The sequence below is a fragment of the Nesterenkonia salmonea genome, from assembly GCF_005771525.1.
GTDB classification, from domain to species: domain Bacteria; phylum Actinomycetota; class Actinomycetes; order Actinomycetales; family Micrococcaceae; genus Nesterenkonia; species Nesterenkonia salmonea.
Map to the genome: position 1 here is coordinate 26,975 of NZ_VAVZ01000008.1, position 23,126 is coordinate 50,100.

At 62.2% G+C, this 23,126-nt stretch carries 32 protein-coding genes; 16 read left to right on the forward strand and 16 right to left on the reverse strand.

The window, feature by feature from the left end:
- Positions 1 to 30: 30 nt before the first annotated feature.
- On the forward strand, positions 31 to 762 hold the full coding sequence (locus FEF26_RS04185) for a sulfite exporter TauE/SafE family protein (protein WP_138252291.1): 732 nt from the start codon (positions 31 to 33) through the stop codon (positions 760 to 762).
- Between the two features lie 32 nt (positions 763 to 794).
- Here FEF26_RS04185 and FEF26_RS04190 read toward each other — a convergent pair whose 3' ends face one another.
- Positions 795 to 1,262 (reverse strand): GNAT family N-acetyltransferase, encoded by a 468-nt coding sequence (locus tag FEF26_RS04190; RefSeq protein WP_138252292.1) that lies wholly within the window; start codon positions 1,260 to 1,262, stop codon positions 795 to 797.
- A 136-nt stretch (positions 1,263 to 1,398) separates the two neighbouring features.
- On the opposite strand from FEF26_RS04190, the gene FEF26_RS04195 reads away from it, so the two are divergent.
- Positions 1,399 to 1,887 carry a mycothiol transferase gene (locus FEF26_RS04195; protein WP_243730407.1) on the forward strand — a complete coding sequence of 163 codons (489 nt, stop codon included), beginning with the start codon at positions 1,399 to 1,401 and terminating at the stop codon, positions 1,885 to 1,887.
- On the opposite strand, the gene FEF26_RS04200 is transcribed toward FEF26_RS04195, so the two are convergent.
- Together FEF26_RS04200 and FEF26_RS04205 are read right to left on the reverse strand one after the other, a co-directional pair.
- Positions 1,865 to 2,152, reverse strand: a complete 288-nt coding sequence (locus tag FEF26_RS04200; protein ID WP_138252294.1) for a transcriptional regulator — start codon at positions 2,150 to 2,152, stop codon at positions 1,865 to 1,867. The two genes, FEF26_RS04195 and FEF26_RS04200, sit on opposite strands and share 23 nt — an antisense overlap.
- Before the next feature lie 7 nt (positions 2,153 to 2,159).
- Entirely contained in the window at positions 2,160 to 2,606 is a 447-nt protein-coding gene (locus FEF26_RS04205; protein WP_138252295.1) for a hypothetical protein, read from the reverse strand.
- A 136-nt stretch (positions 2,607 to 2,742) separates the two neighbouring features.
- Between FEF26_RS04205 and FEF26_RS04210 the strand changes: the two genes are divergently transcribed.
- Positions 2,743 to 3,378 (forward strand): class I SAM-dependent methyltransferase, encoded by a 636-nt coding sequence (locus FEF26_RS04210; RefSeq protein ID WP_138252296.1) that lies wholly within the window; start codon positions 2,743 to 2,745, stop codon positions 3,376 to 3,378.
- On the opposite strand, the gene FEF26_RS04215 is transcribed toward FEF26_RS04210, so the two are convergent.
- From FEF26_RS04215 to FEF26_RS04235, 5 genes are all read right to left on the reverse strand, one after another.
- Positions 3,299 to 4,195, reverse strand: coding sequence for a lysylphosphatidylglycerol synthase domain-containing protein (locus FEF26_RS04215; protein WP_166432910.1), 897 nt, complete (start codon positions 4,193 to 4,195; stop codon positions 3,299 to 3,301). The two genes, FEF26_RS04210 and FEF26_RS04215, sit on opposite strands and share 80 nt — an antisense overlap.
- Positions 4,196 to 4,261: 66 nt before the next feature.
- Positions 4,262 to 5,137 (reverse strand): SAM-dependent methyltransferase, encoded by an 876-nt coding sequence (locus tag FEF26_RS04220; RefSeq protein ID WP_138252298.1) that lies wholly within the window; start codon positions 5,135 to 5,137, stop codon positions 4,262 to 4,264.
- Complete coding sequence (locus FEF26_RS04225) at positions 5,080 to 6,159, reverse strand: glycosyltransferase family 4 protein (RefSeq protein WP_166432911.1); 1,080 nt, start codon at positions 6,157 to 6,159, stop codon at positions 5,080 to 5,082. The genes FEF26_RS04220 and FEF26_RS04225 overlap by 58 nt, the downstream gene beginning before the upstream one ends.
- Positions 6,159 to 6,935 (reverse strand): CDP-alcohol phosphatidyltransferase family protein, encoded by a 777-nt coding sequence (locus FEF26_RS04230; RefSeq protein WP_138252300.1) that lies wholly within the window; start codon positions 6,933 to 6,935, stop codon positions 6,159 to 6,161. The genes FEF26_RS04225 and FEF26_RS04230 overlap by 1 nt, the downstream gene beginning before the upstream one ends.
- A complete protein-coding gene (locus FEF26_RS04235) occupies positions 6,935 to 7,399 on the reverse strand; it encodes a DUF3817 domain-containing protein (RefSeq protein WP_138252301.1) in 465 nt (154 codons plus the stop codon). The genes FEF26_RS04230 and FEF26_RS04235 overlap by 1 nt, the downstream gene beginning before the upstream one ends.
- A gap of 124 nt (positions 7,400 to 7,523) precedes the next feature.
- Here FEF26_RS04235 and FEF26_RS04240 point away from each other — a divergent pair, with 124 nt between their 5' ends.
- The 13 genes from FEF26_RS04240 (at position 7,524) to FEF26_RS04300 (ending at position 15,298) form a co-directional block, all read left to right on the forward strand.
- Complete coding sequence (locus FEF26_RS04240) at positions 7,524 to 8,786, forward strand: flavin monoamine oxidase family protein (protein WP_138252302.1); 1,263 nt, start codon at positions 7,524 to 7,526, stop codon at positions 8,784 to 8,786.
- Positions 8,740 to 10,401: a cryptochrome/photolyase family protein gene (locus FEF26_RS04245; protein WP_243730408.1), complete on the forward strand. Its 1,662-nt coding sequence runs from the start codon at positions 8,740 to 8,742 to the stop codon at positions 10,399 to 10,401. The genes FEF26_RS04240 and FEF26_RS04245 overlap by 47 nt, the downstream gene beginning before the upstream one ends.
- Positions 10,402 to 10,653: 252 nt before the next feature.
- Positions 10,654 to 11,352 (forward strand): BCCT family transporter, encoded by a 699-nt coding sequence (locus tag FEF26_RS04250; RefSeq protein WP_138252303.1) that lies wholly within the window; start codon positions 10,654 to 10,656, stop codon positions 11,350 to 11,352.
- A gap of 195 nt (positions 11,353 to 11,547) precedes the next feature.
- A complete protein-coding gene (locus FEF26_RS04255; protein ID WP_138252304.1) occupies positions 11,548 to 11,883 on the forward strand; it encodes a hypothetical protein in 336 nt (111 codons plus the stop codon).
- Entirely contained in the window at positions 11,880 to 12,371 is a 492-nt protein-coding gene (locus FEF26_RS04260) for a hypothetical protein (RefSeq protein ID WP_138252305.1), read from the forward strand. The genes FEF26_RS04255 and FEF26_RS04260 overlap by 4 nt, the downstream gene beginning before the upstream one ends.
- A complete protein-coding gene (locus tag FEF26_RS04265) occupies positions 12,364 to 12,699 on the forward strand; it encodes a hypothetical protein (RefSeq protein ID WP_138252306.1) in 336 nt (111 codons plus the stop codon). The genes FEF26_RS04260 and FEF26_RS04265 overlap by 8 nt, the downstream gene beginning before the upstream one ends.
- Positions 12,692 to 12,979, forward strand: coding sequence for a DUF6907 domain-containing protein (locus FEF26_RS04270; protein ID WP_138252307.1), 288 nt, complete (start codon positions 12,692 to 12,694; stop codon positions 12,977 to 12,979). Before FEF26_RS04265 ends, FEF26_RS04270 begins: the two co-directional genes overlap by 8 nt.
- Positions 12,976 to 13,248 (forward strand): hypothetical protein, encoded by a 273-nt coding sequence (locus tag FEF26_RS04275; RefSeq protein WP_138252308.1) that lies wholly within the window; start codon positions 12,976 to 12,978, stop codon positions 13,246 to 13,248. The genes FEF26_RS04270 and FEF26_RS04275 overlap by 4 nt, the downstream gene beginning before the upstream one ends.
- A complete protein-coding gene (locus tag FEF26_RS04280) occupies positions 13,245 to 13,622 on the forward strand; it encodes a hypothetical protein (protein ID WP_138252309.1) in 378 nt (125 codons plus the stop codon). Before FEF26_RS04275 ends, FEF26_RS04280 begins: the two co-directional genes overlap by 4 nt.
- Before the next feature lie 172 nt (positions 13,623 to 13,794).
- Positions 13,795 to 13,989 (forward strand): hypothetical protein, encoded by a 195-nt coding sequence (locus FEF26_RS04285; RefSeq protein WP_138252310.1) that lies wholly within the window; start codon positions 13,795 to 13,797, stop codon positions 13,987 to 13,989.
- A 124-nt stretch (positions 13,990 to 14,113) separates the two neighbouring features.
- The gene (locus FEF26_RS04290; protein WP_138252311.1) at positions 14,114 to 14,332 is read left to right on the forward strand and encodes a hypothetical protein; all 219 of its coding nucleotides are present in this window, start codon (positions 14,114 to 14,116) and stop codon (positions 14,330 to 14,332) included.
- 109 nt (positions 14,333 to 14,441) lie between these two features.
- Positions 14,442 to 14,816, forward strand: a complete 375-nt coding sequence (locus tag FEF26_RS04295) for a hypothetical protein (protein ID WP_138252312.1) — start codon at positions 14,442 to 14,444, stop codon at positions 14,814 to 14,816.
- Positions 14,813 to 15,298, forward strand: coding sequence for a hypothetical protein (locus tag FEF26_RS04300; protein WP_138252313.1), 486 nt, complete (start codon positions 14,813 to 14,815; stop codon positions 15,296 to 15,298). Before FEF26_RS04295 ends, FEF26_RS04300 begins: the two co-directional genes overlap by 4 nt.
- Before the next feature lie 40 nt (positions 15,299 to 15,338).
- Here FEF26_RS04300 and FEF26_RS04305 read toward each other — a convergent pair whose 3' ends face one another.
- The 8 genes from FEF26_RS04305 to FEF26_RS04340 all read right to left on the reverse strand — a co-directional run bounded on the left by FEF26_RS04305 (position 15,339) and on the right by FEF26_RS04340 (position 23,083).
- Positions 15,339 to 17,750 carry a phosphoketolase family protein gene (locus FEF26_RS04305; RefSeq protein ID WP_138252314.1) on the reverse strand — a complete coding sequence of 804 codons (2,412 nt, stop codon included), beginning with the start codon at positions 17,748 to 17,750 and terminating at the stop codon, positions 15,339 to 15,341.
- Entirely contained in the window at positions 17,747 to 17,926 is a 180-nt protein-coding gene (locus tag FEF26_RS04310) for a hypothetical protein (protein WP_138252315.1), read from the reverse strand. Before FEF26_RS04310 ends, FEF26_RS04305 begins: the two co-directional genes overlap by 4 nt.
- Positions 17,927 to 18,050: 124 nt before the next feature.
- Positions 18,051 to 19,163, reverse strand: a complete 1,113-nt coding sequence (locus tag FEF26_RS04315; RefSeq protein WP_138252361.1) for an acetate/propionate family kinase — start codon at positions 19,161 to 19,163, stop codon at positions 18,051 to 18,053.
- Positions 19,164 to 19,258: 95 nt separating this feature from the next.
- Positions 19,259 to 20,623 carry an MBL fold metallo-hydrolase RNA specificity domain-containing protein gene (locus FEF26_RS04320; protein ID WP_138252316.1) on the reverse strand — a complete coding sequence of 455 codons (1,365 nt, stop codon included), beginning with the start codon at positions 20,621 to 20,623 and terminating at the stop codon, positions 19,259 to 19,261.
- Positions 20,624 to 20,650: 27 nt separating this feature from the next.
- Positions 20,651 to 21,178, reverse strand: a complete 528-nt coding sequence (locus FEF26_RS04325; protein WP_138252317.1) for an AAA family ATPase — start codon at positions 21,176 to 21,178, stop codon at positions 20,651 to 20,653.
- Positions 21,179 to 21,202: 24 nt separating this feature from the next.
- Entirely contained in the window at positions 21,203 to 21,637 is a 435-nt protein-coding gene (locus FEF26_RS04330) for a hypothetical protein (RefSeq protein WP_138252318.1), read from the reverse strand.
- Positions 21,638 to 21,740: 103 nt separating this feature from the next.
- Entirely contained in the window at positions 21,741 to 22,037 is a 297-nt protein-coding gene (locus tag FEF26_RS15885) for a DUF2933 domain-containing protein (RefSeq protein ID WP_208012839.1), read from the reverse strand.
- The gene (locus FEF26_RS04340) at positions 22,034 to 23,083 is read right to left on the reverse strand and encodes a type II glyceraldehyde-3-phosphate dehydrogenase (protein ID WP_138252319.1); all 1,050 of its coding nucleotides are present in this window, start codon (positions 23,081 to 23,083) and stop codon (positions 22,034 to 22,036) included. Before FEF26_RS04340 ends, FEF26_RS15885 begins: the two co-directional genes overlap by 4 nt.
- Positions 23,084 to 23,126: the final 43 nt, after the last annotated feature.

The window sequence follows — 23,126 nt, forward strand, 5'->3', positions numbered from 1 at the left end:
AGCACCTCGTACCGCGGATAAGCTGTCCGGGTGGATGAACTGAATACGCTCAGCTGGGTGCTGCTGGGCTTGGGCGCGCTGGTGGTGGGACTGTCCAAGACGGCGCTGCCGGGTGCCGGCACTCTCGCCGTCGTCCTGTTCGCCACAGCCCTTCCAGCGCGAGAATCCACTGCGGGTCTGCTCGTTCTGCTGATCGTGGGTGACCTTTTCGCCGTCTGGATGTACCGGCATACGGTGGATTGGGCGATTCTGCGTCGGCTCATCTGGCCCGTTCTGGCAGGTATCGCGGTCGGCTCAGTATTCCTTGGCCTGGCCTCAGATGATGCAGTGCGCCGCGTCATCGGCGCGATTCTCCTGACACTTCTGGCTTTCACCCTCTGGCGCCGACGGCGGGGCAGCACTATGAAGCCCGGACGACTTGCCGGTTATGGCTTCGGGTGGCTAGGAGGCTTCACCACCATGGTCGCCAATGCGGGTGGGCCAGTGATGAGCCTCTATCTGTTGGGCATGCGCCTAGATGTGAAGACGTTTCTGGGCACCGCGGCGTACTTCTTCTTCGCCATCAACCTTTTCAAAGTTCCTTTCCAGATTGGACTGGGACTGCTGGATCTTCAGATGCTGAGCATCGTCGCCGTGCTGGTTCCGCTGGTTGTGGTGGCGGCCTTCGCCGGCCGGTGGCTAGCTTCCCGCATACCTCAACGGGCCTTCGAAGCGCTGGTGTTGGTCCTCACGGCTGTGGGAGCGCTTAACCTGTTGATTTAGAGCGTCCGACCTCGCTCAATACGCAGACACAGTCAGAATTCTCGGATGTAACACAGCATGCGGTAATCGGTTTCAGGCTCGACGTTGATAAAACCGTGCCGCTCGTAGAAACGCCGCGTGTCCGTATCGATCTCATCGACGTTGATATGCATTTCATGGCCTCCGCGCCTACGGACCTCGCCGATGGCGCCTACCAAAAGGGCAGTACCGACGCCGCGGTCTCGCAGCACGGGCTTGACGTACAGTTCATCGAGCACGGCTAAAGGACCGTCATGGTAGATGGTGGGTCGCAGCGTGATCAGCGCGTACCCATTGGGGTCGCCACGCTCACCAGCAAGAAGAACGAATCCGGAAGAACCGGCCAGGATACTGCGGAATCGTGGAGTCAACTCCTCCAATTCCGGACACAGTGAGTCAAACTCGGCGTTGAAGTCGATCTGCATTCGTGCCGTGATTTCAGCGTCTTCCAACGATGCCATAAAAACCTTTGGTTCATTCATAAAATCATGATAACCATCGCAACAACGCTGCTGTTAGGTCGCGGCGAACGCCACATCCATACGGTTCTTGGACGATCGTTCCCTGAACTGCTGATCTAATATGAAGACGATCCCAACAGCTGGAAGGTGTGAGTCTTTGACGTCTGAAGCAACGGCCCAGAGCGTTCTGGTGGAGTTCATCCTTCGGAAATTCGATGAGCTGGTGGACCTGATTTCCCAGCTGGACGACGACGCAGCAAACACGACCACGCAGCAACGGGGCAGCAATTCAGTGGTACAGCTCCTGGTGCACTGCTGTGGGATGATGCGCCGCTGGTCAGCCAGCGTCAATTTGGGAATTGCCGTGCCCCGCAATCGCGATGCTGAGTTCACAGCGCACATGCCGGTCACTGATGTGTTGGGGCTTGCGGCGCGGACACGTGCGGCGTTCCTTCACGATGCCGAACAGACGGATCTGGCGGCCACCCCCGTTGAGGTTCCACCGGGGCGGGAAGACTTCTGGACTGTGAACTGTGAAGGTGTACTGCTTCATGTCTTCGAGGAGCTATCCCAGCACTTGGGACAGGCCGAGATCACCCGCGATGTGGTTGTTCGCTCTGGCGTCACTGGCCCGCAGCTTGGTTGAGAGCGCGCAGTAGGTAGCGGAAGGTCTTCTCTCCCTGCCCGCTGAGTTTCACGACAGTCCGTCCATACCGGTTCCGCCGTTCCTTCCTCACAATGACCAGTCCGCGTTCTTCCAGGTCTCGGATGACCTTGGACATATCTGGGGTTGAGAGTCCGGTGGACTCTTGGAGTGCTGGATAATCTGCCTTTTCGACTTGGATGAGGTGGGCCAAGGTGACGAAACGCTTGGGCGCAAGGAGGTGGGCGTCCAGATCTTGGTAGCTCAATGTGGCTCTATCGGCGCAGGAGAATCCACAGATACAACCCAAGCCAGGCGGCGGGAGCAAGTCCAGCGAATATCAGTGACTCAGGAAACGGGATAGTGTCCCCGCGCGTGATTCCCCTCCAGATGGGCAAGGAGAGCCACACAGCGAAGAGGGAGGGGACCAGTACGGCTCTCAATCGAGGCTCGTTCACTTGCGCCTGCCGGTGAGCTAACCATGTGAATGCCCCAATGCTGGATGTCACACCAGGAATGATGGCCCACCAGGGATTACCAGCGAGCGCAACGAGACCTGAAGCCATCGCAAAGATGGCTGTTGTCCCGACCCATATGTGGTCGGATGCGCCCAGCCGGCGCCTGGGTCGACGTGGCATGGAACCAAGCAACTCCCGTGCATGTCCAGCGGTGAGGTCCGGTCCCTTCGTGGTTGCCGGAGGCCCTTGTTCGGGTTCTGTCATGTAACCACCATGACAACTAGTTGCAAAGTGTGCAAGTAGTATTTTGAGTAGCGAACGTTCTTGAGCCGGGCCGCACCGCAGTAGCCGATCTGGTCCGCTGAGGACGGCGACGCCTGGGGGCTCGTAGAGTATGCCCATGACAGATTCTGGACCGCAGCCCACCCGGTGGGTCACCGAGACCAAGAACGGCCATTCCCAGTGGTACATCAACCGCTTTCGCAATCTGGCGGCCCAGGGTCAGGATCTCGTTGGCGAGGCGCGGCTTGTCGACGCGATGGTGCCGCGTCAGGCACGGATCCTCGATGCCGGGTGCGGAACTGGCCGGCTCTCGGGTGAGCTTCATGCCCGTGGGCACACCGTCTTCGGGGTCGACGCTGACCCGGAGCTCATCGCCGCCGCTGAGGAGGACCACCCGGGGCCCACCTATACTGTGGCCGACCTGGCCGGGTTGGAACTGCCCGATGAAGGAGCCGATAAAGGCTTTGACGCCGCGTTGCTGGCCGGAAATGTGATGATTTTTCTAGCACCCGGTACAGAGATCCAGGTGCTGCGCCGGGTGAAGGAATGCGTGCGGCCCGATGGTTTCATCATTATCGGATTTCACACCGACCGGCACCTGACCTTAGCCAACTTTGACCATTACGTCGCTGAATCCGGTTTGTACCTGGAGCACAGGTTTGCGACCTGGGATATCAAAGCGTGGCACGACGACGCCGATTTCGCTGTCTCGGTCCTGCGGCGAAGTAACGGGCCTGACGCAGCCTCGGCATAACCCTCAGCGCCAGAATGACAGCACCGGGTACGGTCGAGGCCAGGGCCAGCACGCCATAGCCCACGGAGACCCTGATGCCGTCAGCGGATGAGAGCCCACTTAGCGTGAAACTCCAGGCGGAGGCCATCTCGCGGATACCCCAGCCTCCTACCCCCACGGGCACCGACATGCCCGCAAGAGCCACTGCCGCTGAACTCGGGAGCACCGCCAGCGGGGCATCAGGGTCAAGCACCGCCACCGAGAGCATGAAGAGTGTCGCGAAACAGGCCCAGCCGAGGACCGAAAGCAGGATGATCTGCAGGACCCCGGCTGCCGGCACACGGCGCAGCCACCGGCTAGCAATGACAGCTGCAATCAGCGCAGCCAACAAACAGCCTGCCGCTGCTAGAGGGGCAAGAGGTAGCAGTACGACGCCTCCAGCGGTAAACACCACCGACGTTCCGACGAGGCGCTCAGCAGCCATGGACGCGAAACCGCTGGCCAGGGCGCGACGGCGCGAAGTCACTGAGGCGTCTGTGCTGTCATCGGCAGCGCGCAATGCGTCGCCCGCCAAACCCCCGGGGAGCACACTGTTGAGAAAAGCTGCCTGCCAACATCGGGCAATAGCCGCGCCGAGCCCGACCTCGATTCTGTGATGCCGGGCGACGATCCTCCACCGAAGCGCTTGTACGACCACCCCAGCACCTCCGAGGGCGCCGGCTGCGGCGAAAGACCACCAGGGGAGTCCACGCATGGCGGAAGTGAAATTCTCCGGACCCCACAGCATGCCAATGGCCAGCAGAATGGCGCCCGTGATGAGGATTTGTGTGGTGCCCACCGCGATAGTCCGCCAGGGCAAGCGTGCTGCCTGCCCTGCGCGAGTCTGCGCAGGGTTGTTCACCCGTCAGCCTGTCGACTCAGCTGCCCGAGCCTCGGGAATGCAGACCACATCCTGATGTCCCACTCGGACAGTGAGCTGTCCCTGTTCAAGCTGCACGAGACGCCGCTGCACCCACTGCTGGGCCGCATCGGCCAAGTGCGGGTTCTGCTCTACGGCAGCATCGGCTCGGTCAGTGAGGTACCGCTCCACAAACTCGGGCTGCGAAGCGTCGAGCACCCAGTCGGTCTGCACCACTTCAACATTGGCGCCATGGTCGCGCAGCAGGCCCGCTACCGTTTCTGCTGCGTCGGGCCCTAAGAGGTCCTCGCGGCGCTGGTGGGCGTCGAACGCGGCGGCAATCTGATGATCTACGGGGTCCTCCGGAGTGAGGGACACCTCCCCGGTCACGGTGAGGCTCAGTAATGCTGCGGCTTGGGTTGAAGCAACCGTCTCAGCGATCAGTGCAGCTTCGCTCGGGGAGAGCAGATCCAGCAGCGCTGCGCAGGTTACGAGAGTGGGTGCTTCTGATGCGATCAGGTCGGGAAGCTGATTGACTGTACCGACCATGCGGATCGTGCTCTTGACCTGCTCAGTGTCCGTCGCCGTGCTCACATCCAGCAGCGACGCATCGTGGTCAACCAGAATCCACTGCTGGGGCGCTGTCAGTCGGGGCGCCAACCAGGCCTGATTCGACCCCGTACCGGCTCCGAGGTCGATGATCACAGCAGCCTGATTGGCGGTGAGACCGTCGCGCAACCAGGAGCTGATGCGCTCAATCACCGGTGCAGCGTTGTGCCGCGCCCTGTGGTCGGCCGCACGTCTGAGCCCCAACCAATCGGCGGCTACCGGGCGTGTGACCACCGGAGTGCTGTGTGAAGAATTTTCGCTGTCTCGCTCCATGGTCGGAGTCTATCCCGGTCAACTGCAGCGTTGCTGCGCCATTGTCTTCGCAGGTCATCCTGGGTCAGCCACCGCCTCAGGGTGGCCGTCCACGCTGTGCGATCCGCAGGATCAACCGCCGTGCCCGGCAAAGCCGACGGAGCAACCCGGTGCACAAGGTGATGAGCTGCCGCCAGGGCTTCCTCCGCGCCTGTGCCGGCGCCCACCACAACCGGGACTCCGCGGGCGATGGCCTCCGTGACCACCATTCCGTAGGTCTCTGCCAGGGAGGGCAGCAGCAACAGGTCAGTGCTGTTCCACGTGCGTTCCAGTGACTCTCCGGTCAGTGGGCCTGCCAGGTCAACGACTCCCGGGAACCTGCGCGCGGCCGCCGCTACAGCGTCTGCGTACCGCGGATCCGGTCCGGTTGGCCCCGCGATTGTCAGTTTCCACGCCAGGCACTCCAAGGGTGCCAGTGCTTCCAGGAGCAGCAGCGGGTTCTTCCGCGGAGAGATGGACCCCAGGAACAGCATGTGCGGTGGTCGGGAGCCGTGGGCCAGCGGCGCTGCATCACAGCCCGGTGCCGCCACCGTCGTGGGAAGCCTTCCGTACCGAGCGGTCACATCTTTGCGCGCCCACTGGCTTGTGCACACTACCTGTGTCGCATGCTGGAGAGCGCGGCGCTCACTTGTTTCCGCCGCCCGCCGCTGATCCTCACTGATACCCGTCTCGGCAGGAAGCGGCAGGTGCATCAGCACTGATATCTCAACGCCCGCGGCTCGCGCCTGGGCGAGTTCATCAGGTGCCGCCGAGGCGATGATTCCGTCCACCAGCACCGACTCATACCGGAGCAAACAGCGGGCCAGTGCGTCTCTGGCCTGCTCGTCCGGGTAAGGCCAAGCGCCACCTAGAGCTTCCTCAGTGACCGCCAGGCCCTGCTCTTGCCACACCTGAAGAACACGTCTGTTGTAGTTCAGGCCACCGCTGGGGCCCGGCAGATCAGCTGGAACCACGAAACTGCGGTCAGATTCTCGAGTCCTCATCAGGCCTCCCAGTGCCCGTGCGGTGTGGAGCCTGCTGAGCGGCCCACCCGCTCCAAGAGCAGGATGTCGCGACCGAAGGAGAGCACCAGCGCAGCCAGGGCTGTCGCGGCCAAAGCTCCCGCCACGGGGATAGGCACCACAGGACCCAAGCCCACCACAACGGCGGTCGCCTGGCATGCCGCCACGACTCTGCGGAACCCGCTGTAGGGCAAGCGCCGGCGCCAGGATCGTCTGAACAGTGAGCCGGCCACAAACAGGTACCGCATCAGGCCGATCAACAGGACCCACCAGCCCACGGTCATGGCCAGAAGAGCAGACAGCACAAGGAGCGCTGCGGCGTCGGCCTCACCATCCAACCGTGCGCCTGCCGCCGTGCCCCGGCCAGCGTGTCGAGCCACCCAACCGTCCACTGCGTCGAGCACCGCCGCCAATGAGGCCAAGATGAGCACTGTCCACGTCCTGACCGGCAGAGCTCCCACCGCGGTTAGCACCAGCGCACCAGTCAGCATCCCGATCAGCGCTACCCGCAGCAGCGTCACTCGGTCTGCGGGAGTGATCATCGGCGGACGCCGGCGCATCACCGACACTGCGGCAATGACGGGGATAACGGACGACGACGCCACACTCACCACACCCGCCCAAAGGCTGGGGGAGTACAGCGCAGTCAGCACGTATGCTCCGGCGACTGCGCAGATGACTGTGAGCACAGAATCGACCCGGCCCGTCGGGGCTCCGCCCTGCTCACCTGAAGCAGGCACCACAGGCCGACCGGTCATTAGTCGGGAAGTCTGTCGAGGGGGGAACCCAGGGCCAACAGCGCCGTGAACACCACGGCGACACTGCCCAGGAGAACCACGCAGCTGAACACCGGATGCCTCACCACGGCACGGAACAGGTTGTCGTGCCACTTATGATCACGTGGGTCTTCCGTGGCGTTGCGCCTCCAGGCACCGGAGAGCCTCCCTGTCCGGGTCAGCCACACGTCCGCGGGAATCGTCGCATACGGAATGATCGCGCTGATGATCGCCACAGACGCCGGCCAACGTCCCATCCGCTGGTTCTTCGCCACCAGAACGGCGGTGACCGCATAGGCGAGGAACACGAACCCGTGGATGCCGCCTCCGATGGTCACCGCGATATCCAGGCCAGCCGTGGCGCGCAACGCCATTCCGCCCAGCAGCAGAGTCCACGACACAGCCTCAGCAATAGCCATGACACGGAAAAGCAGATGCGGACTCATCAGGGTAGAACTCCTTCTGGGCGGGCTGATCAGGCAGGATCTCGGTGATCCAGTGGCGACATATCAGTCTACCGGCCGCCCCTTCCGCCGTAGACTGACCCCCACACCACTGCAAGGGAGCACTATGGATACCGACGTCATTGTGATCGGAGCAGGCCTCGCCGGTCTGCAGTGCGCTCGACGGCTGCAACGCAGCGGCCACAGCGTGACCGTTCTGGAAGCCAAGGACGGCGTCGGAGGTCGCGTCCGAACTGACCTCATAGATGGCTTCCGCTGCGACAGGGGTTTCCAGGTGCTCAACCCGGCCTACCCCGCAGTCCGCGACTGGATCAACGTCTCTGCCCTCCGGCTGCAGAAATTCGGCGTGGGAGCGGTGGTCAACACAGATGAAGGAAAGTCCACAGTGGCCCATCCGCTGCGCCACCCCGACCGGGCATTCGAGACACTGCGGAGCAAGCACGTTCCGGCCTCCGATGTGCTCGCACTCATCCGGTGGATCGGCCCTGCACTGCTGCGGGAACCCCTCACAGGGCAAGTCGCTACCCAAGATCAGACGCTGAGCGCCTCCCTGGATAGGGCAGGGCTGACCGGCAGGCTGCGCCGCGACGTGCTGGACACCTTCCTTGCTGGTGTCCTAGCGGACAGCTCCGGCGGAAAATCGGCGAGCTATGTCCGGCAACTGGTGCGCTGGTTCGCACTCGGAGTGCCTGGGCTTCCCCAGTCCGGCATGCAAGCGCTGCCCGAGCAGATGTCCCGCTCATTGGCTGAGCCCGTCAGGCTCAATAATCCCGCTCGGAAGCTGAAGGAAACAGCGGGCGGCGTCGAAGTCACTACAGAAAACGAAGTCCTCAGCTCTCGTCTGGTCGTGGTGGCGGTGGGCCCGCAGCATGTTGCTGAACTCACCGACCAGCCGTCCCCAAAAACCCATGGACTGACCACCTGGTGGTTCCACGCTCCAGAACCGCTGGAAGCTGGTAAGTTCCTCATGCTCGACGCCGCCGGAGACAGTGGAGGCCCCGCTGGGCCCATCTGGAACACGGCGGAGGTCTCCGCGGTAGCGCCTTCCTACGCTCCGGCAGGGGCGCACCTGGTGCAGGCCACCACGCTGCTAGACCGGCCCGATGGCCTCGCGGAGGAGAGTGCCGTAAAGCGTGACTTGGCGCGGCTATACCGAACCTCGACCACCGACTGGAAGCTCATCACCCACCATGTGGTTCCCCATACGCTGCCGGCACAACCGCCCCCGCTGATAGAGCGAGGTGAGCAGCGAATTGGGGACCACACACTCCTGGCCGGAGACCACCGGGACACCGGCTCCATTCAAGGAGCTCTGGTCTCCGGTGACCGCGCAGCCCGCTCCGCTGCTGAGCTCCTCGCCCGAGGCTGATGGGATGGCCCAGGGACCTGCGGTGCGGCTCATCCTGCCGCATCAGCTTTTCAAGGAACACTTGCAGGAACCGAAAACAACGGTCTGTGTCCTCATCGAACATGACCTACTGTTCCGCCAATACGCCTTCCACTCCCATAAGCTGGTGCTGCACCGAGCCTCCATGGACCGGTTTGCTCGCCGGCTGCGCGGCGCCGGCTACCAGGTGGAGCAGCTCCGCTCAGAGGCTGACAAAAGCTCCCATGATCAACTCGCGGACCTCATCAGAGAGATCAATCCAGCTGAGGTGAGCTGCTTCGACGTCGTTGATGACTGGCTCCAGCAGGACCTACTGGCTGCGCTCGCTCATGGCGGCTACCGCATGAAACCCAGCGACTTCCTGGAGACACCGAACTTCATCACCACTGGTGAGCAGATCGATGAGTGGTTCGCCCACCATGACTTCCGTATGTACGAGTTCTACACATGGCAACGGCGCAGACTCAACATTCTGCTCGACGAGGACGGACAACCTCAAGGGGGAAAGTGGTCCTTCGATGCGGAGAATCGCAAGAAGCTTCCCCGCGGGTACGCACCGCCGACGCTGGAGCGGTTCGCTCAACATCCGGTGCACCACCAGGAGGGAACCCTGGATCTGGACTCTGGTGCGGACCGAGGAAAGCCGGTGCAGAACGACGCCGCCGCCGACGTCGCCCGTGCTGTCGAGTGGGTCAGGACCGAATTTCCTGAAGCGCCCGGCGATCCGGAGCTGTTCGCCTGGCCAACCACCGCCGAGGAAGCAGACCAGCACCTGCGGGAATTCGTACGAGACCGGCTCAACGACTTCGGTCCCTATGAGGATGCGATTTCCGCCCAGTTCCCCTTCATCAACCATGGGTTACTCACCAGCTCCATGAACATCGGGCTCCTGGACCCACGTGAAGTCGTCCAGGCAGTTCTGGGCGGCGCAGATGAGAACACGCCCTTGGCTTCAGTAGAAGGGTTCATCCGGCAGGTCATCGGCTGGCGCGAGTACATGAGAGCCACCTACCGGACCCGGGGCCGGCAGATGCGCACTGCCAACCACCTCAACCACCACAACAGCCTCGGCGAAGGCTGGTGGGACGCAACCACCGGATTGGACCCTGTGGATCTGGTGATCACACGGGTGCTCGCCACCGGCTACGCCCACCACATTGAACGGCTCATGGTCCTCGGCAACGCGATGTCGCTGCTTCGCATTGACCCTGACGCTGTCTACGAGTGGTTCATGGAGATGTTCATTGACGCCTACGACTGGGTCATGGTGCCCAATGTGTACGCAATGAGCCAGTTCGCCGCCGGAGAGGAGATCACCACAAAGCCTTACGTCTCTGGGAGTAACTACCTCAAGAAGATGTCAGATCTTCCACCGGGGGATTGGACCGCACAGTGGGACGCCCTGTACTGGACTTTCGTACAAGATCACCGCGAGGTCTTCGAGGCCAACTTTCGGTCCCGGATGATGGTGTCCATGCTGGAGAAAATGGACCCCGAAAAGCGTGAGCTGCACCACGATTGCGCTCGCAGACTACTCAGCGGCAATTCCAGCAACAAGTTGGTCCAGCAGCGCCGCAATAAGCAACACGAAGCATAAAAATTAGCTACTCTATCTATTTATGCCCCAGTTCATCACCACCGCAGCCCCGCAAGCATCCGCGGGCTACGCCAATGATGCCTGGGAAGGGGCCGCCATTGGCTGGTCCGGACGCGAACCCTAGCGCCGCTTTCTTCAGCACCTAATCGCCGTACTTTCTCACGTTTCAGCTCGTTGTGTGAGCGCTCTCTGCGCTCCGGCATCATTCGGGAATGCGCATACCCAGACCACGCTTGAAGGGGACCCACCGCTATGACTGATCAGAACGAACCACCGAGTCGCAGGACTGTAGGGACTGAGGCTCGACGCGCTGGACGCCGCGCCGGCGAAGCCTTCGAAACCCTGGACTATCGGCGCCCGAAGTACCCGCACAACATTCACCCGGCGCTCGTCCCAGGTATCGGGATTGACGAGCAGCGCCGCCGGTACGGAATCGATAAGATCGTGTTCTTCGTGGCTGGGGCGCTGACCGTGGCCTTCGTGCTCTGGGGTGTGATTAACCCGGCCCAGGTGGGCACTGTTGCAGACTCTGCCTTCACCTGGGTCACCTACAACATCTCCTGGCTGTTCATCATCACCGCCGCGGTGATCCTGATCGCCATGCTGAGCCTGGCGCTCTCACGCTACGGAAGGATCCCGCTCGGCACCGATGGTGAAAAGCCAGAATTCTCCACTTTCGCGTGGATATCCATGCTCTTCGCCGCTGGTCTTGGCATCGGCGTGCTGTTCTTCGGCCCATCGGAGCCGCTGACGTACTTCACCTCACCGCCGCCGATGACCAACGAAGCAGAATCCACGGAGGCGATGCACTACTCGCTGGGGCAGACGTTCTACCATTGGGGCTTCCACGCATGGGCCATCTACGCACTTGTCGGAGGGGCAGTGGCATACGCCGCCTACCGTCGTGGACGAGTGCTGGGTCGTTTGCGAAACTCAATGACTAGCTTCTGACCGGGGCCTTTATGTCGCTCTGACATCCAGGGGTTTTCCAGTTCCCATGCTCTCGCTGCCAAAATCCCATGGCCTTCCCAGAGGTCCCTCGTAACACTTTCCTGAGCGTCTCAGTGTCCGAGAGTGTGCTGTGCATGGCCCGGTGTCGAGCAGGAGTGGCCTGCGACCGGGAGGAGGCGATCCACAGGAGCGCTCATGCCTGAGCACAAGACCACAGGAGAAACAGCCCAGCAGATCACCCCGGAGGATACCGGCCGGTGGTTGATCACCAGCCAGGGAACTCAGCACATCTGGGATCTCGACAAGATGACCTATATGCGTATGCCGTCTGCGGCGTCGAAATCTGGGTCCCGTGTCTATGACAACATGCCTATGCAGATCACCCGGGTGGTGTGGTGGACAGAAGTCGGTGATCGTGCATATCTGTGGTTCGATGATCTGGAGCATCCGAGGTTCTTCGAGCGCTACCGGATGAGTTCTGTGATCCGGAAGATCGAGCGTCTGTCCGACAAGGACGGTGAACAGGCATGATCGCTTACACCCTTACTGATCATGAATGCGCGACCGTCCAGCAGGGGTTGGAGTATCTAAGCCGCTACTCTCTGGATGCCCAGGATCGTCACACTGCGAAGTTGCTCGTCGAGTTGTTTTCTCAGTCGGACCGGATCAGTTTCCGGATCGGCGTGCTGAAGGAGTTCGACCCTGGGCCGCGGGTTGATCAGATCGGGGTCTTGTTGACCGCGATCGGTTCAGATTTCGATGCCGGTTGGGGGCATTTCTCCCAGGGACACCACGTACGTGTGCCGGTGACTATGGCTCATATTGCCGAGTTGGCGTTCCCGATCATCGATCAGTTGGAGATTCACTTCGGCCATATTTGGTGGGACCAGATCGAGCAGCTGGTGATCCGTCAAACGTACCCCACCCCAGAGGGGTGCCCGAACGTTGAAGAGGTATGGGATGTACTGAGCGGGATGGGCTTCTCCGGCGACCCGCTGGAGGTGCCCAGCCGTGGATGACCCCAGGAAGCAGGTCCAGAGGATCACCCGGGAAGATACTGGTCGCTGGTGGATCACCACCGTCGGGTCTTCGCACCTGCTGGATCTCGATGAGATGACCTTTGTGCGGATGACCCGCTGCGATGGAACATCCGGGACGATGCGGTGGGACGGGCAGAAACGTGACCTGCTGGAGATTTCGATACTCCCTGTTGTCGGGAGAAGCTTCGCCGTGGTACTGCATAACCCAGAGCTGGACGCCCCAGAGGGCAAGCTCGGAGTGACCGTCCGCCGGTCATCACAGATCCAGACCATCGAATATCTCGGCAACCGAGGCACCGATGAGTGAGCCCAAATGCCCGCCCTGGTGCGCTTCCCTGCATGACGATGAGCTGGCCGCTGACCGGCGTCACCAGTCCGGGGTTCGCCCCGTGGCAGTGGTCAAGCGGATCCCCGGTGACGCGCCTGCGGCCGAGGAGATGCACCTGGTGCTCTTCCACTTCCAGGATGAGCCGGAACCCTGGGTCGGCATCGATCAGCTCCAGATCACCCCAGAGTCCGCCAGGCGCCTGGTGCGGGAGCTGTCGGCCCTGCTCTATCAGGTCGAAGGCGAGAGGAGCCCGCAGTGACAGTCATTCTGGATGAGACCGAGCAGCTTGCTGATCTGGATGCGAAGGTGCCATGCGAATGTCCTCTGCCGGGGCACGGAGACGGGTGCGAAGAAGAGGCGGAGTTCTCGGTGGTTCTGCCGTGTGGGCACTGCCACGAGCTGCTGTGCCGACCATGCACTGACATGTGCGTCGAAAGCATCGAGGCCGGGTGCCCCGACTGCGGCGGCCCATTGTCCTGCCGGGTGTGCAAGGCCGTCATCGAACGGCTGGTGGTGCGCCCCATATGACACTGACGGTGGAAGAACGACTCACTGTCGATGAGCTTGCTATCCCTTGTGACTATCCGGAGTGGCGAGAGAAGCTCTGGGTGGAGTATCCGTCAGCCGATGAATGCGATCGGCCTGCCGAGTTCGTCGTCAGCCACCACTACTGCATCAATCCCAACCAGGCCGGCACTGCTGAGAGCGTGGTACTGGTTTGCAAAGGCCATTTGGAGACCATGATCGCCGTCCGAGACGAGGCATTCCGAATCGCCTGGACCAGGGGAGCCGAAGGCATGATGTGTGAGAGCTGCGGGGGGCGGAGCCGACGATCCACGAGGGATATTCAGGTACTGGCCGTTAAGGTGATTTGCTGGGCCTGGGGCGTGGGCCCCAACTAACGGTAACAACCACATGAGCAGTGCCCCAGATCTGATGATCGAGCTGGGGCGCTGCTCATACCCAGGGAGTATGCCAGCGGGATTGTGTCACTCCTGTTGAGTAGGGTCGAAAGCCCAGTAGTTGCCATTTCCTCGATCGCTGAGGACGAGCTGAACGTGGATGTGGAGTGATATGTCATCCATTAGCCATGAGCTGTTCGAGCACATTGCGGCGCTGGAGTTCTGGTGGGAGTGCACTGATCCGCGCACAGTACAGACCGTCGCGCAGTGGGAGGCGCTGACGGAGAGTGCTAAGAACTTCTACCGGAAGAAGGCGCTCGACGAACTGGCGGCCGCTGGGATCGACGTGGATTTTACGCATCGCTGAGCCTGCCTGGGGCCTTTTCTCGACCGTCGCGACTAGGCTTTCTCGGGAATCACTCACCATCATCAGAGGGAAGATGATGGCGAAGACTCCCCGCGGGCCTCTTTTCGGGGTCAGGCTGTTCACCGTGAAGCCGACGCGAAAGATGACCCACCCCTTAGTTGGCTTTGACGAGCAGAGCCTCTACGATCCTAACGAAACGATGCGCGACGACATCGTCCGCATCGCCCGTGAATCCATAGATAGGTCCTATTTCGGGCGCCTCCTCCAGCCTCGAACTACAGAGGATGATGAGCAGGGTGAAGAGCCGGCGGATGCATCCACACCGGCCTTCAAGACGAAGTGATGAGACTTGGTGTCCACGATGTCCCGAGATCACACACCTATCTACCTGGACTCGCTCTACCACCAAGCGCTACGCGCAACAAGAACGCCCCCTGTCTCATCGGCGGCAAATGCTTGAAGACCACACGGTCCCGCGCATCGGGGAGATCAAGTGTGCCGAGCTCACCGTCGGACAGCTCAACGAAGCCAACTCAGACATCGTCAAGCCTGACGGAACACAGAAGGCCCTCGCGGTCAACACCCGCAGCGCACTCGTCCAAATCTGCACCGTCGCCGTAGATCACGAACTACTGCCCTACAACATGGGCCGAGAAAACCGAGTTCTCCCTTACAGCCCGGAGTCTCCCCACTCGCTGACTGCCGAAGAGATTCACTCCCTCCGCATTGCCTTCGGCGATTCCGGGACGAGGTGGGCAGTTCCAAGGTGCCGATCCTCCAGGTTCTCGACCACTTGCTGGCAACCGGCTGCCGGATCGGAGAAATGAGGAAAACTCTACGCTTCCACTACCATCGGGGCTCGGCGATCCAGGCTATGCGCCGCTATGAGGTCAACAACGAAATCTGGGGCAAAGGATTCAAGAGCCACAGCCTGCATAAGACTGCAATTACATCAGTCGAACGTGATCAGGGACTCACCGCCGCCTCCCAGCAGGGCGGACACTCCAACGAGATCACGACCAAGAAGTTCTACGTGGCCCCGAGCACCCCGACCATCGACTACACCGACAGCTTGCAGAAGCTATCGACATGGACACCCGGGTGCTCGCCGACCCAGAGAAGCAAGTTCAGCCCCAATCTAACCCTTGATGGAACCCTCGTCATCGCGGTGCTGAACAAGATTGCCGACCAGCACTGCGACGGGTTCGAACTCGACGGCTATGAGTCCTCCGAGAGCATAGCGATCTTCAAGCGCGAGTCCACCACCCGGGGGTTATGGCGGTCCATGTCGAACAGAACCGCGTCGTAGACGGCATCGAGAGGATGGGCTCCGTGGTGTGATCCCTTGGTCATCGGAGCGCATCGGGTGGGAACGCGGGGTCCCCGCCCCAGGTCCAATCGCGGATCTCGGGCATGTCTTCGCCGTGCTCGCGGATGTAGCTGCGGTGCCGGATCAGGGCGTTGCGCAGCTGTTCCCGGGCGTGGGCGGAGACATCGCGCAGACGGGGCACCCGGTCGATGACGTCGATGGCGAGGTGGTAGCGGTCGATTTCGTTGAGGACACACATGTCGAACGGGGTAGTGGTGGTGCCCTCCTCCTGGTAGCCGTGGACGTGCAGGTTGCCATGGCCCTTTCGCCGGTAGGTCAGCCGGTGGATGAGCGCCGGGTAGCCGTGGTAGGCGAATACGACCGGGACGTTCGTGGTGAACAGGGCGTCGAAGTCCTGGTCGGAGAGCCCGTGCGGATGCGCCCGGTCGTCCTGCAGGCGCATCAGATCGACGACGTTGACCACCCGGATGCGCAGGTCCGGGAAGTGGCCTCTCAGGATTGTCACCGCGGCGAGGGTCTCCAGGGTCGGCACGTCGCCGGCGCAGGCCATGACCACATCGGGTTCCTGCCCGCCGTCGCTGCTGGCCCAGTCCCAGATGCCGATGCCCTTGGTGCAGTGCTCGATGGCCTGCTCCATGTCCAGGAACTGCAGCTGGGGCTGCTTGCCGGCGACGACGACGTTGACGTACTGGCGTCTGCGCAGGCAGTGATCTGCCACCGACAGCAGGGTGTTGGCATCCGGCGGCAGGTACACCCGGATCACGTCGGACTTCTTGTTCACCACATGGTCGATGAAGCCAGGGTCCTGGTGGGAGAACCCGTTGTGGTCCTGCCGCCAGACATGCGAGGTGAGCAGGTAGTTCAGGGACGCGATCGGGCGGCGCCAGGGGATGCCGTTGGTGGTGGACAGCCACTTCGCGTGCTGGTTGAACATCGAGTCGACGATGTGGATGAACGCCTCGTAGCAGGAGAAGAGCCCGTGCCGGCCGGTGAGCAGGTAGCCCTCCAGCCAGCCCTGGACGGTGTGCTCGGAGAGGATCTCCATCACCCGCCCGTCCGGTGCCAGGTGATCGTCTCCGTCCAGGGTGGCCGCGTTCCAGGCGCGGCCGGTGACCTCGAGCACGGCGTCGAGCCGATTGGAGTTGTTCTCGTCCGGCGAGAACACCCGGAAGTCATCCATGTTGGCGGCCATCACGTCGCGCAGCAGGGTGCCGAGGACGCGGGTGGATTCCCCGGTAGCGGTGCCGGCGGTGTCCACGGGCACGGCGTAGTCGCGGAAATCGGGCATCCGCAGATCCTTCAGTAGACCTCCACCGTTGCTGTGCGGGTTGGCGCTCATCCGGCGGGTGCCGGCCGGATGCAATGTGATCACTGATTCAACCGGGGCGCCGGTGCGGTCGAAGAGCTCCTCGGGACGGTAGCTGCGCATCCACTGTTCGAGGATGGCGAGGTGGTCGTCGTTCTCCCTGGCCTGGGCGAAGGGCACCTGATGGGCGCGCCAGGTCCCCTCGACCTGCTTCCCGTCTACTTCCTCCGGTCCGGTCCACCCCTTCGGAGAGCGCAGGACGATCATCGGCCAGCGCGGCCGCTGCGTGTCTCCGGCGCGCACCCGGCTCTTGATCTGGCCGATCCTGTCGAGGCACGCGTCCAGGGCGCGGGCGAAGTCCTGGTGCATCCGCGCCGGGTCCTCGCCCTCGACGTAGTACGGGGTGTGCCCGTAGCCGCGCAGCAGATGGTCGAGCTCCTCCGGGCTGATCCGCGCCAGCACCGTGGGGTTGGCGATCTTGTACCCGTTCAGGTGCAGGATCGGCAGCACCGTCCCGTCCCGGGCAGGGTTGACGAACTTGTTGGACTGCCAGCTCGCCGCCAGCGGCCCGGTCTCCGCCTCCCCGTCGCCGACCACCGCGGCGACGATCAGGTCCGGGTTGTCGAACGCCGCCCCATAGGCGTGCGAGAGGGCGTAGCCTAGCTCACCGCCCTCGTGGATCGACCCGGGGGTCTCAGGTGCGACGTGGCTGGGGATACCGCCGGGGAAGGAGAACTGCCGGAACAGGCGCCGCATCCCGTCGGCATCCTGGGTGATCTCCGGGTAGGCCTCCGTGTAGGTGCCCTCCAGCCATGCCGCCGCGACCGGACCGGGGCCACCATGACCCGGACCCATGACGTAGATGGTGTCCAGATCGCGCTCCATGATCGCCCGGTTCAGATGGGCGTAGACGAAGTTCAGCCCCGGAGTGGTGCCCCAATGCCCGAGCAGCCTGGGCTTGATGTGCTCTGGCAGCAACGGCTCCCGCAACAGCGGGTTGTCCAGCAGGTAGATCTGGCCCACCGAGAGGTAATTCGCCGCTCGCCACCAGGCGTGGATGCGCTCGAGCTGGTCGGCGTTGAGCACCGCATCGTCGGCACCGATCGTAGCAGAGTGGGGGTTCATCGGTTCATCGCTTTCTCTGCTGGGGATCTGCGTTGGACGAGGGATCTGCGTTGGATCGAGCGGTTGCCGGCGACGGCTGCCGGGCGCCGCTGGGCACGGATGAATCGCCCTCTCAGTGTTGAGGAGTTCTGTTCGCGGGGTTCTCGCCAGTTGGCTGGGGCTGGTTGTTTCAGCATAGAACACCTCCTTAAACTCTGCCGGTGAGATGTCGGTGAGGTAGCTGTGCATATTGAGTGAGAGACCGGAAGCGATCGAGCATCCGCGTGAACGCGCTGTGCGGAAGCTCAGGCGCGTTGAACGTCAGCGATTCACGACGGCAATGGACTGCCGTGCGATCTCACGTTCCTCGTTGGTGGGAACGACGAGTACGGCCACGCGAGAGCTGCCCGCGGAGATTACACGCGGTTCGGTTCCAGGCGCCTGGTTCAGTCCCGGGTCGATCTGGATGCCGAGATCCTCGAGACCGGCCAGCGTTGCAGCGCGTGTCGCAGCGGAGTTCTCGCCGACGCCGGCGGTGAACACAACAGCGTCGGCACCGCCCAGCTGGGCGAGATACGCGCCGAGATAATGACGCACTCGGTGGTGGTAGATCTCGAGAGCCGCTGCTGCCCTGTCGTCTCCGGTGACCGCAGCGGACTGAATCTCCCGCATGTCCCCACTGCCTGTGAGCCCCTGCAGGCCGCTTTCGCGGGTGAGCATCGTTTCCAGTTCGTCCCACCCGGCTCCACCTTGGCCCAGACGCAGGATGACCCCAGGGTCGAGGTCCCCGGCGCGGTTACCCATCACGAGGCCCTCAAGCGGTGTCATCCCCATTGACGTCTCTACGGAGCGGCCGGCGGACATCGCGCATGCGGATGCTCCGTTGCCGAGGTGGAAGAGAATGAGCCGTAGCTCAGAGAGCGGACGCCCAAGCAACTCGGCGGCGCGGGCAGAGACGTACTGGTAGGAGATGCCATGGAAGCCATAACGGCGGATGCCGTGCCGCTCGATGACCTTGGAGGGAAGCGCGTACCCCGACGAAGCCGGCGGGAGCGTCTGGTGGAAGGCGGTGTCGAAGACGGCGACAGCGGGGGTGCCCGGAAACGCCACGCGGGTGGCGTGGATTCCAGCGAGGTTGACTGGATTGTGCAGGGGCGCGAGAGCGGAGAGCTCGTCGATCTGTTTCTCTACGTCATCCGTGACGAGGGTGGCCTCGGTGAACCGCGTGCCGCCATGTACCACCCGGTGACCGATGATCGAGATGTTCTCGTGCTCGAGGGTGGCGAGGATCGAACCCACCGCCTCCGCGTGGCCGGATCCCGCCGTGCCGAGTCGCTCCACAGCGCCACCGCGGATCTCCTCACCGGAGCTCCCCTCGATGAGCTTCCACTTGACCGAGGATGAACCCGCATTGATCACCAGAACGACGCTCATGCCCTGCGCTTCACCAGCCTCGCCGTTGCCATAGTCGTCGGAGTCTAGCACCGGGTCTGGAGCGCGCTTCTCGACGCGGTCACATCGGTGTGCTTTCATAGTGTGAAGACCTGGTTCTGCCGTGGAACGACTGCTTGCCATGCGAGGTCACGGTCTATCCGGGCGCGGAATGTGTCCGCGGCCTGGGGCTCACCGTGGACGATGAAGACTTTCTCCGGTGCCTGGCGGAATCCTGAGAGCCACCTCATCAGTTCAGCGGCGTCTGCATGTGCTGATAGTCCGGGAAGGTTCGCCACTTCTGCCTTGATAGGTATCCAGTCGCCATGGATCTTGAGGTCATGGGCGCCCTCGAGGAGGGCGCGTCCGCGTGTTCCTGCGGCTTGGAATCCCGCCAGCAGGATGGTGTTCGGCTCATCAGGCCCGAACGCTTTGAGGTGGTGCAGGATTCTGCCGCCGGTCGCCATACCACTGGCAGAGATGACGATTTTTGGCTCGCTGTTACGTGAAATGCGTTTCGACTCTTCGGGATCGCGGGTGTAGGTGGCGATGTTGCACACTGCCTCGCAGGTCTGGGGGTCCAGGCGGTGGTCGTGCGGATGAGCATGCAGGAGATCGCTGGCGTTGATGGCCATCGGACTGTCGAGGTAAATCGGGACAGCGGGCAGTCGACCTGATCGGCGCAGACTCCACAGGTGGTACAGAAGGGTCTGCGCGCGCCCGACGGCAAAGGAGGGGATGAGCACGGTTCCGCCTCGTCGTATTGTGCGTTCCACGACATCGGCCAAGGTCTCTGCGGTGTGGGAGGCATCATGAAGACGGTCGCCGTAGGTCGACTCGATCACCACATAGTCTGCCTCGCGGACCGGGGCGGGATCGATCATCACCGGGTCGCCGTATCTGCCCAGATCCCCTGAGAACACGATCCGCCGATCACCCCAGTGAATATCGACAGTGGCTGCCCCCAGGATGTGTCCTGCGCGACGGAACTGGACCGTGGCGCCTTTGGGCGTCTGGAGCGGTTCGTTGAACGGGTAGGTGATGAAGGCGTCGAGGGCACGCTGTGCATCCCGTGAGTCGTAGAGCGGAAGCGCCGGTGAGTGCTTGGACTTCTTGATGCGGTTCAGGAACGCGGCCTCCTGCTCTTGGAGCCAGGCGCTGTCTGTGAGGATCAGCTCAGCGACGTCTCGTGTTGCTTCGGTGCAGATGATCGGACCTGTGAATCCTTCGCGGATCAGCCTGGGCAGATACCCGGTGTGGTCGAGGTGGGCATGGGTGAGGATCACCGCATCGATGCTGGGTGCTTCGACCGGCAGCGGTTTCCAGTTGAGTTCACGTAGGTTCTTCTGGCCCTGGAAGAGCCCGCAATCTATCAGGATCCGGCTGCCGTCATGTTCCAGGAGGTGTTTGGAGCCGGTGACCGTTCCTGCCCCGCCGAGGGAGGTGAGCGTCAATCCTGCCATAGGGGTCTCCTTACGAGTTTGCTGTTGTTATTCGAGACGGTCGAGGATGTATTGGGTTCTCTGCTCCGGGGCAAGGACCGGAACCGCTTCGACTGGCACCGGCAGTGACGAATAGACCTCGGTCAGCAGCTCGTGGATACGCTGCTGCGCCTGGGTGTCCTCGGTGCGCGCATAGTCGGCGGCTAGCGGAAGAAGGTCGAGGATGAAGGTCTTTCTATACGGTACGTGGGGAAGAGCCTGAAGCAGCCGCGAGTCCGGTTCCAGGTCAAGGAAGCGGTAGTACGCGAGGGAATCAGGCAGAGCGCGGTCCAGGAACACCGTCTCCTGTGGATCCAGTTCGGCTTCCTGCTCCAGCTGCATCTGGAGGACTCCGCGCTGGAAGTCCATCTGCTTGGCCCGGATCTCAGCCACTGTCTGTCCAGTCGTGGCGTGCTGAAGATCGATGTAGTGGCGCGCGTGTTCGATCGTGGTCGAGTAGCCCAGCCCGCTGAGCATATTCACTGTCGTGGTCTTTCCTGAGCTGGGGCCGCCGGTGATCACATACCAGTTGTTCATGCTCTCCTTTCAAAGAGGTGTGGTTTATCGTCCGCGTTTGATCATCAGGACTACCGCGAGAGTCAGAGCCAGCACGAACATGGCGGCGATGAACCACACGAAGTCTGAGCTGATGGCGATATTGCTGTACAAGAAGCGTCCGAACGCGACCAGAATCCCGGCGGCCGTGCCGAGGTAGAGCCACAGTATCCGGGCCGAGAGCAGATAGATGCCGATTCCCAGCAGAACGATGCCGAACCCGGTGATGAACCTACCCCATGTGGGGAAGACAACGCCCAGCCACTCCAGGAAGGCTGGTGGCAGGGTGGTGGTGTCGATGCCGGAGAACCGGATGTCTTCGGGCAGCAGCGGGGGTCGCAGCACCATGAAGTACAGGCCAGTACCTAGGGTGAAGACGCTGAGAACAATTGTGACTGCACCACTGAGAAGATCCTTGTTGACAGTCTGTGAGGTTGGCATCGCATGGTCCTGACGTTGTTGCTCATAGGGTTGAGGGTTTTTCTCAGCGTCCACCAGCTGCAGACAGGCCAGTTGAGGCACAACGGCATCTGACACCGCTCTTCTAGTGTTGTCCTGAGTGGGAGCTGCCTTTGTCCTTCGGGCCGGCCTTGCCGCCGTGGCCCCCATGGCCTTTGTGCATGAACAGGTGCATCAGCATCATGGCGATGATGCCGAGGTACGGCAGAGCAGCCAGCACATGGGGCCAGTGGTCCACGAGGAGGTAAATAATAATGCCGGAGACCGCCAATGCCACAACGGCCCAGGCATATAGCGGCGTGCCCCCTGTGCGCTGCGGGGTTCTTTCCTCTTCGTGCTGGTGGTGCTGGTGTTCATCGTGGTTGAAATCAGGTGCGCTCACGAGGCCACCCCCGAATCTCTGAGAAAGTCCTGGCGCATACCGAGGGTCTCATCGGTGATTGTCATCGACGCCCCGGCCTGCCGGACACTGCCGGTGAGGGCGCGGATGGCGTCGATGGTCTCCGGAACCACGATGGCCTCATTGCAGACCTGATAGGTGAGAAATGCCTCGTTGCCACTGACCGTGACCAGGTCCTCCCAAATGGCGACTTCCCACATGTCGCCGCGGGGCCGGCCGAGGTCCCGCATCAGCTCAACGGTCGAGTTGAGAGCGGTCAGCCCGTCGGACATGCGGATGAATGCGATGCGTGAATCCCCCCGGAGAGCCTCAAGAACCTCTTCGGTGCTCGCCTCACGGGTCAGCTGCAGTGTCCAATAATGGTTATGCGTCTGGGTGTGGGAGCCTTTTGCGGCAATGGTGATGACATCCAAGTCCGGCAGCACGGTCTGCGCGTCGGGTCCTTGGTGCGAAGGAATCTTCTGCTCGGGGACCACAGTATTCATGATCCCGCCCAGATGGGACTCCCAGGGGTCTGTGGCGCGCCGAAAGAGCACCCCGCGTGCCCGCAACAGCAGGTCGGCGTCGTCGAGGGCTCCCAGGACTCGGACGATACTGGTCGTGTTGCACGAGACGACCCGGGTGCTTTCCCGGTCGAGTGCGCTTTCGTAGTTCGCACTAGCGACGAAGGAGTGACCAGTGGTTTCGTGCGCTTCACCGCCCTGCAGGACGATCTTGAGTCCAGCGGAGCGGTATCGTTCAATATTCTTGGCAGCGACATGTTTCGGGGTGGAGTCCACAACGACGTCCGAACCATCCAGGAGCTCACCGAAGGAACCCTGCACTGGGATCCCCTGGGCGACCATCTCCGGCTGGGCCTGCTCAGTGGCTGCGTAGATCGGTATGCGCCCGGCTGCTGAGGCTATACGCCAGTCGCTGGTGATATCAGCGGCCCCGGTGAGTTCCATATCGGGTTGCAGAAGCACAGCATCCGCTACCCTTTTGCCGATGACGCCGTAACCATTGACCGCTACACGTATCTTGTTCATTGCTGTACCTCATTCATCTTCGGTCATCGGCTGTCGACCTGCT

Coding starts and splice junctions, on each gene's coding strand:
- FEF26_RS04235 (WP_138252301.1), bottom strand. CDS start 7,399: ATGAGTCCGCATCTGCTTTTCCGTGTCATGGCTATTGCTGAGGCTGTG.
- FEF26_RS04340 (WP_138252319.1), bottom strand. CDS start 23,083: ATGAACAAGATACGTGTAGCGGTCAATGGTTACGGCGTCATCGGCAAA.
- FEF26_RS04230 (WP_138252300.1), bottom strand. CDS start 6,935: ATGACCGGTCGGCCTGTGGTGCCTGCTTCAGGTGAGCAGGGCGGAGCC.
- FEF26_RS04255 (WP_138252304.1), top strand. CDS start 11,548: ATGCCTGAGCACAAGACCACAGGAGAAACAGCCCAGCAGATCACCCCG.
- FEF26_RS04260 (WP_138252305.1), top strand. CDS start 11,880: ATGATCGCTTACACCCTTACTGATCATGAATGCGCGACCGTCCAGCAG.
- FEF26_RS04310 (WP_138252315.1), bottom strand. CDS start 17,926: ATGCTGAAACAACCAGCCCCAGCCAACTGGCGAGAACCCCGCGAACAG.
- FEF26_RS04320 (WP_138252316.1), bottom strand. CDS start 20,623: ATGGCAGGATTGACGCTCACCTCCCTCGGCGGGGCAGGAACGGTCACC.
- FEF26_RS04225 (WP_166432911.1), bottom strand. CDS start 6,159: ATGAGGACTCGAGAATCTGACCGCAGTTTCGTGGTTCCAGCTGATCTG.
- FEF26_RS04295 (WP_138252312.1), top strand. CDS start 14,442: ATGCTTGAAGACCACACGGTCCCGCGCATCGGGGAGATCAAGTGTGCC.
- FEF26_RS04250 (WP_138252303.1), top strand. CDS start 10,654: ATGACTGATCAGAACGAACCACCGAGTCGCAGGACTGTAGGGACTGAG.
- FEF26_RS04210 (WP_138252296.1), top strand. CDS start 2,743: ATGACAGATTCTGGACCGCAGCCCACCCGGTGGGTCACCGAGACCAAG.
- FEF26_RS04285 (WP_138252310.1), top strand. CDS start 13,795: ATGTCATCCATTAGCCATGAGCTGTTCGAGCACATTGCGGCGCTGGAG.
- FEF26_RS04280 (WP_138252309.1), top strand. CDS start 13,245: ATGACACTGACGGTGGAAGAACGACTCACTGTCGATGAGCTTGCTATC.
- FEF26_RS04330 (WP_138252318.1), bottom strand. CDS start 21,637: ATGCCAACCTCACAGACTGTCAACAAGGATCTTCTCAGTGGTGCAGTC.
- FEF26_RS04220 (WP_138252298.1), bottom strand. CDS start 5,137: ATGGAGCGAGACAGCGAAAATTCTTCACACAGCACTCCGGTGGTCACA.
- FEF26_RS04300 (WP_138252313.1), top strand. CDS start 14,813: ATGAGGAAAACTCTACGCTTCCACTACCATCGGGGCTCGGCGATCCAG.
- FEF26_RS04190 (WP_138252292.1), bottom strand. CDS start 1,262: ATGAATGAACCAAAGGTTTTTATGGCATCGTTGGAAGACGCTGAAATC.
- FEF26_RS04270 (WP_138252307.1), top strand. CDS start 12,692: ATGAGTGAGCCCAAATGCCCGCCCTGGTGCGCTTCCCTGCATGACGAT.
- FEF26_RS04325 (WP_138252317.1), bottom strand. CDS start 21,178: ATGAACAACTGGTATGTGATCACCGGCGGCCCCAGCTCAGGAAAGACC.
- FEF26_RS04240 (WP_138252302.1), top strand. CDS start 7,524: ATGGATACCGACGTCATTGTGATCGGAGCAGGCCTCGCCGGTCTGCAG.
- FEF26_RS04205 (WP_138252295.1), bottom strand. CDS start 2,606: ATGACAGAACCCGAACAAGGGCCTCCGGCAACCACGAAGGGACCGGAC.
- FEF26_RS04315 (WP_138252361.1), bottom strand. CDS start 19,163: ATGAGCGTCGTTCTGGTGATCAATGCGGGTTCATCCTCGGTCAAGTGG.
- FEF26_RS04305 (WP_138252314.1), bottom strand. CDS start 17,750: ATGAACCCCCACTCTGCTACGATCGGTGCCGACGATGCGGTGCTCAAC.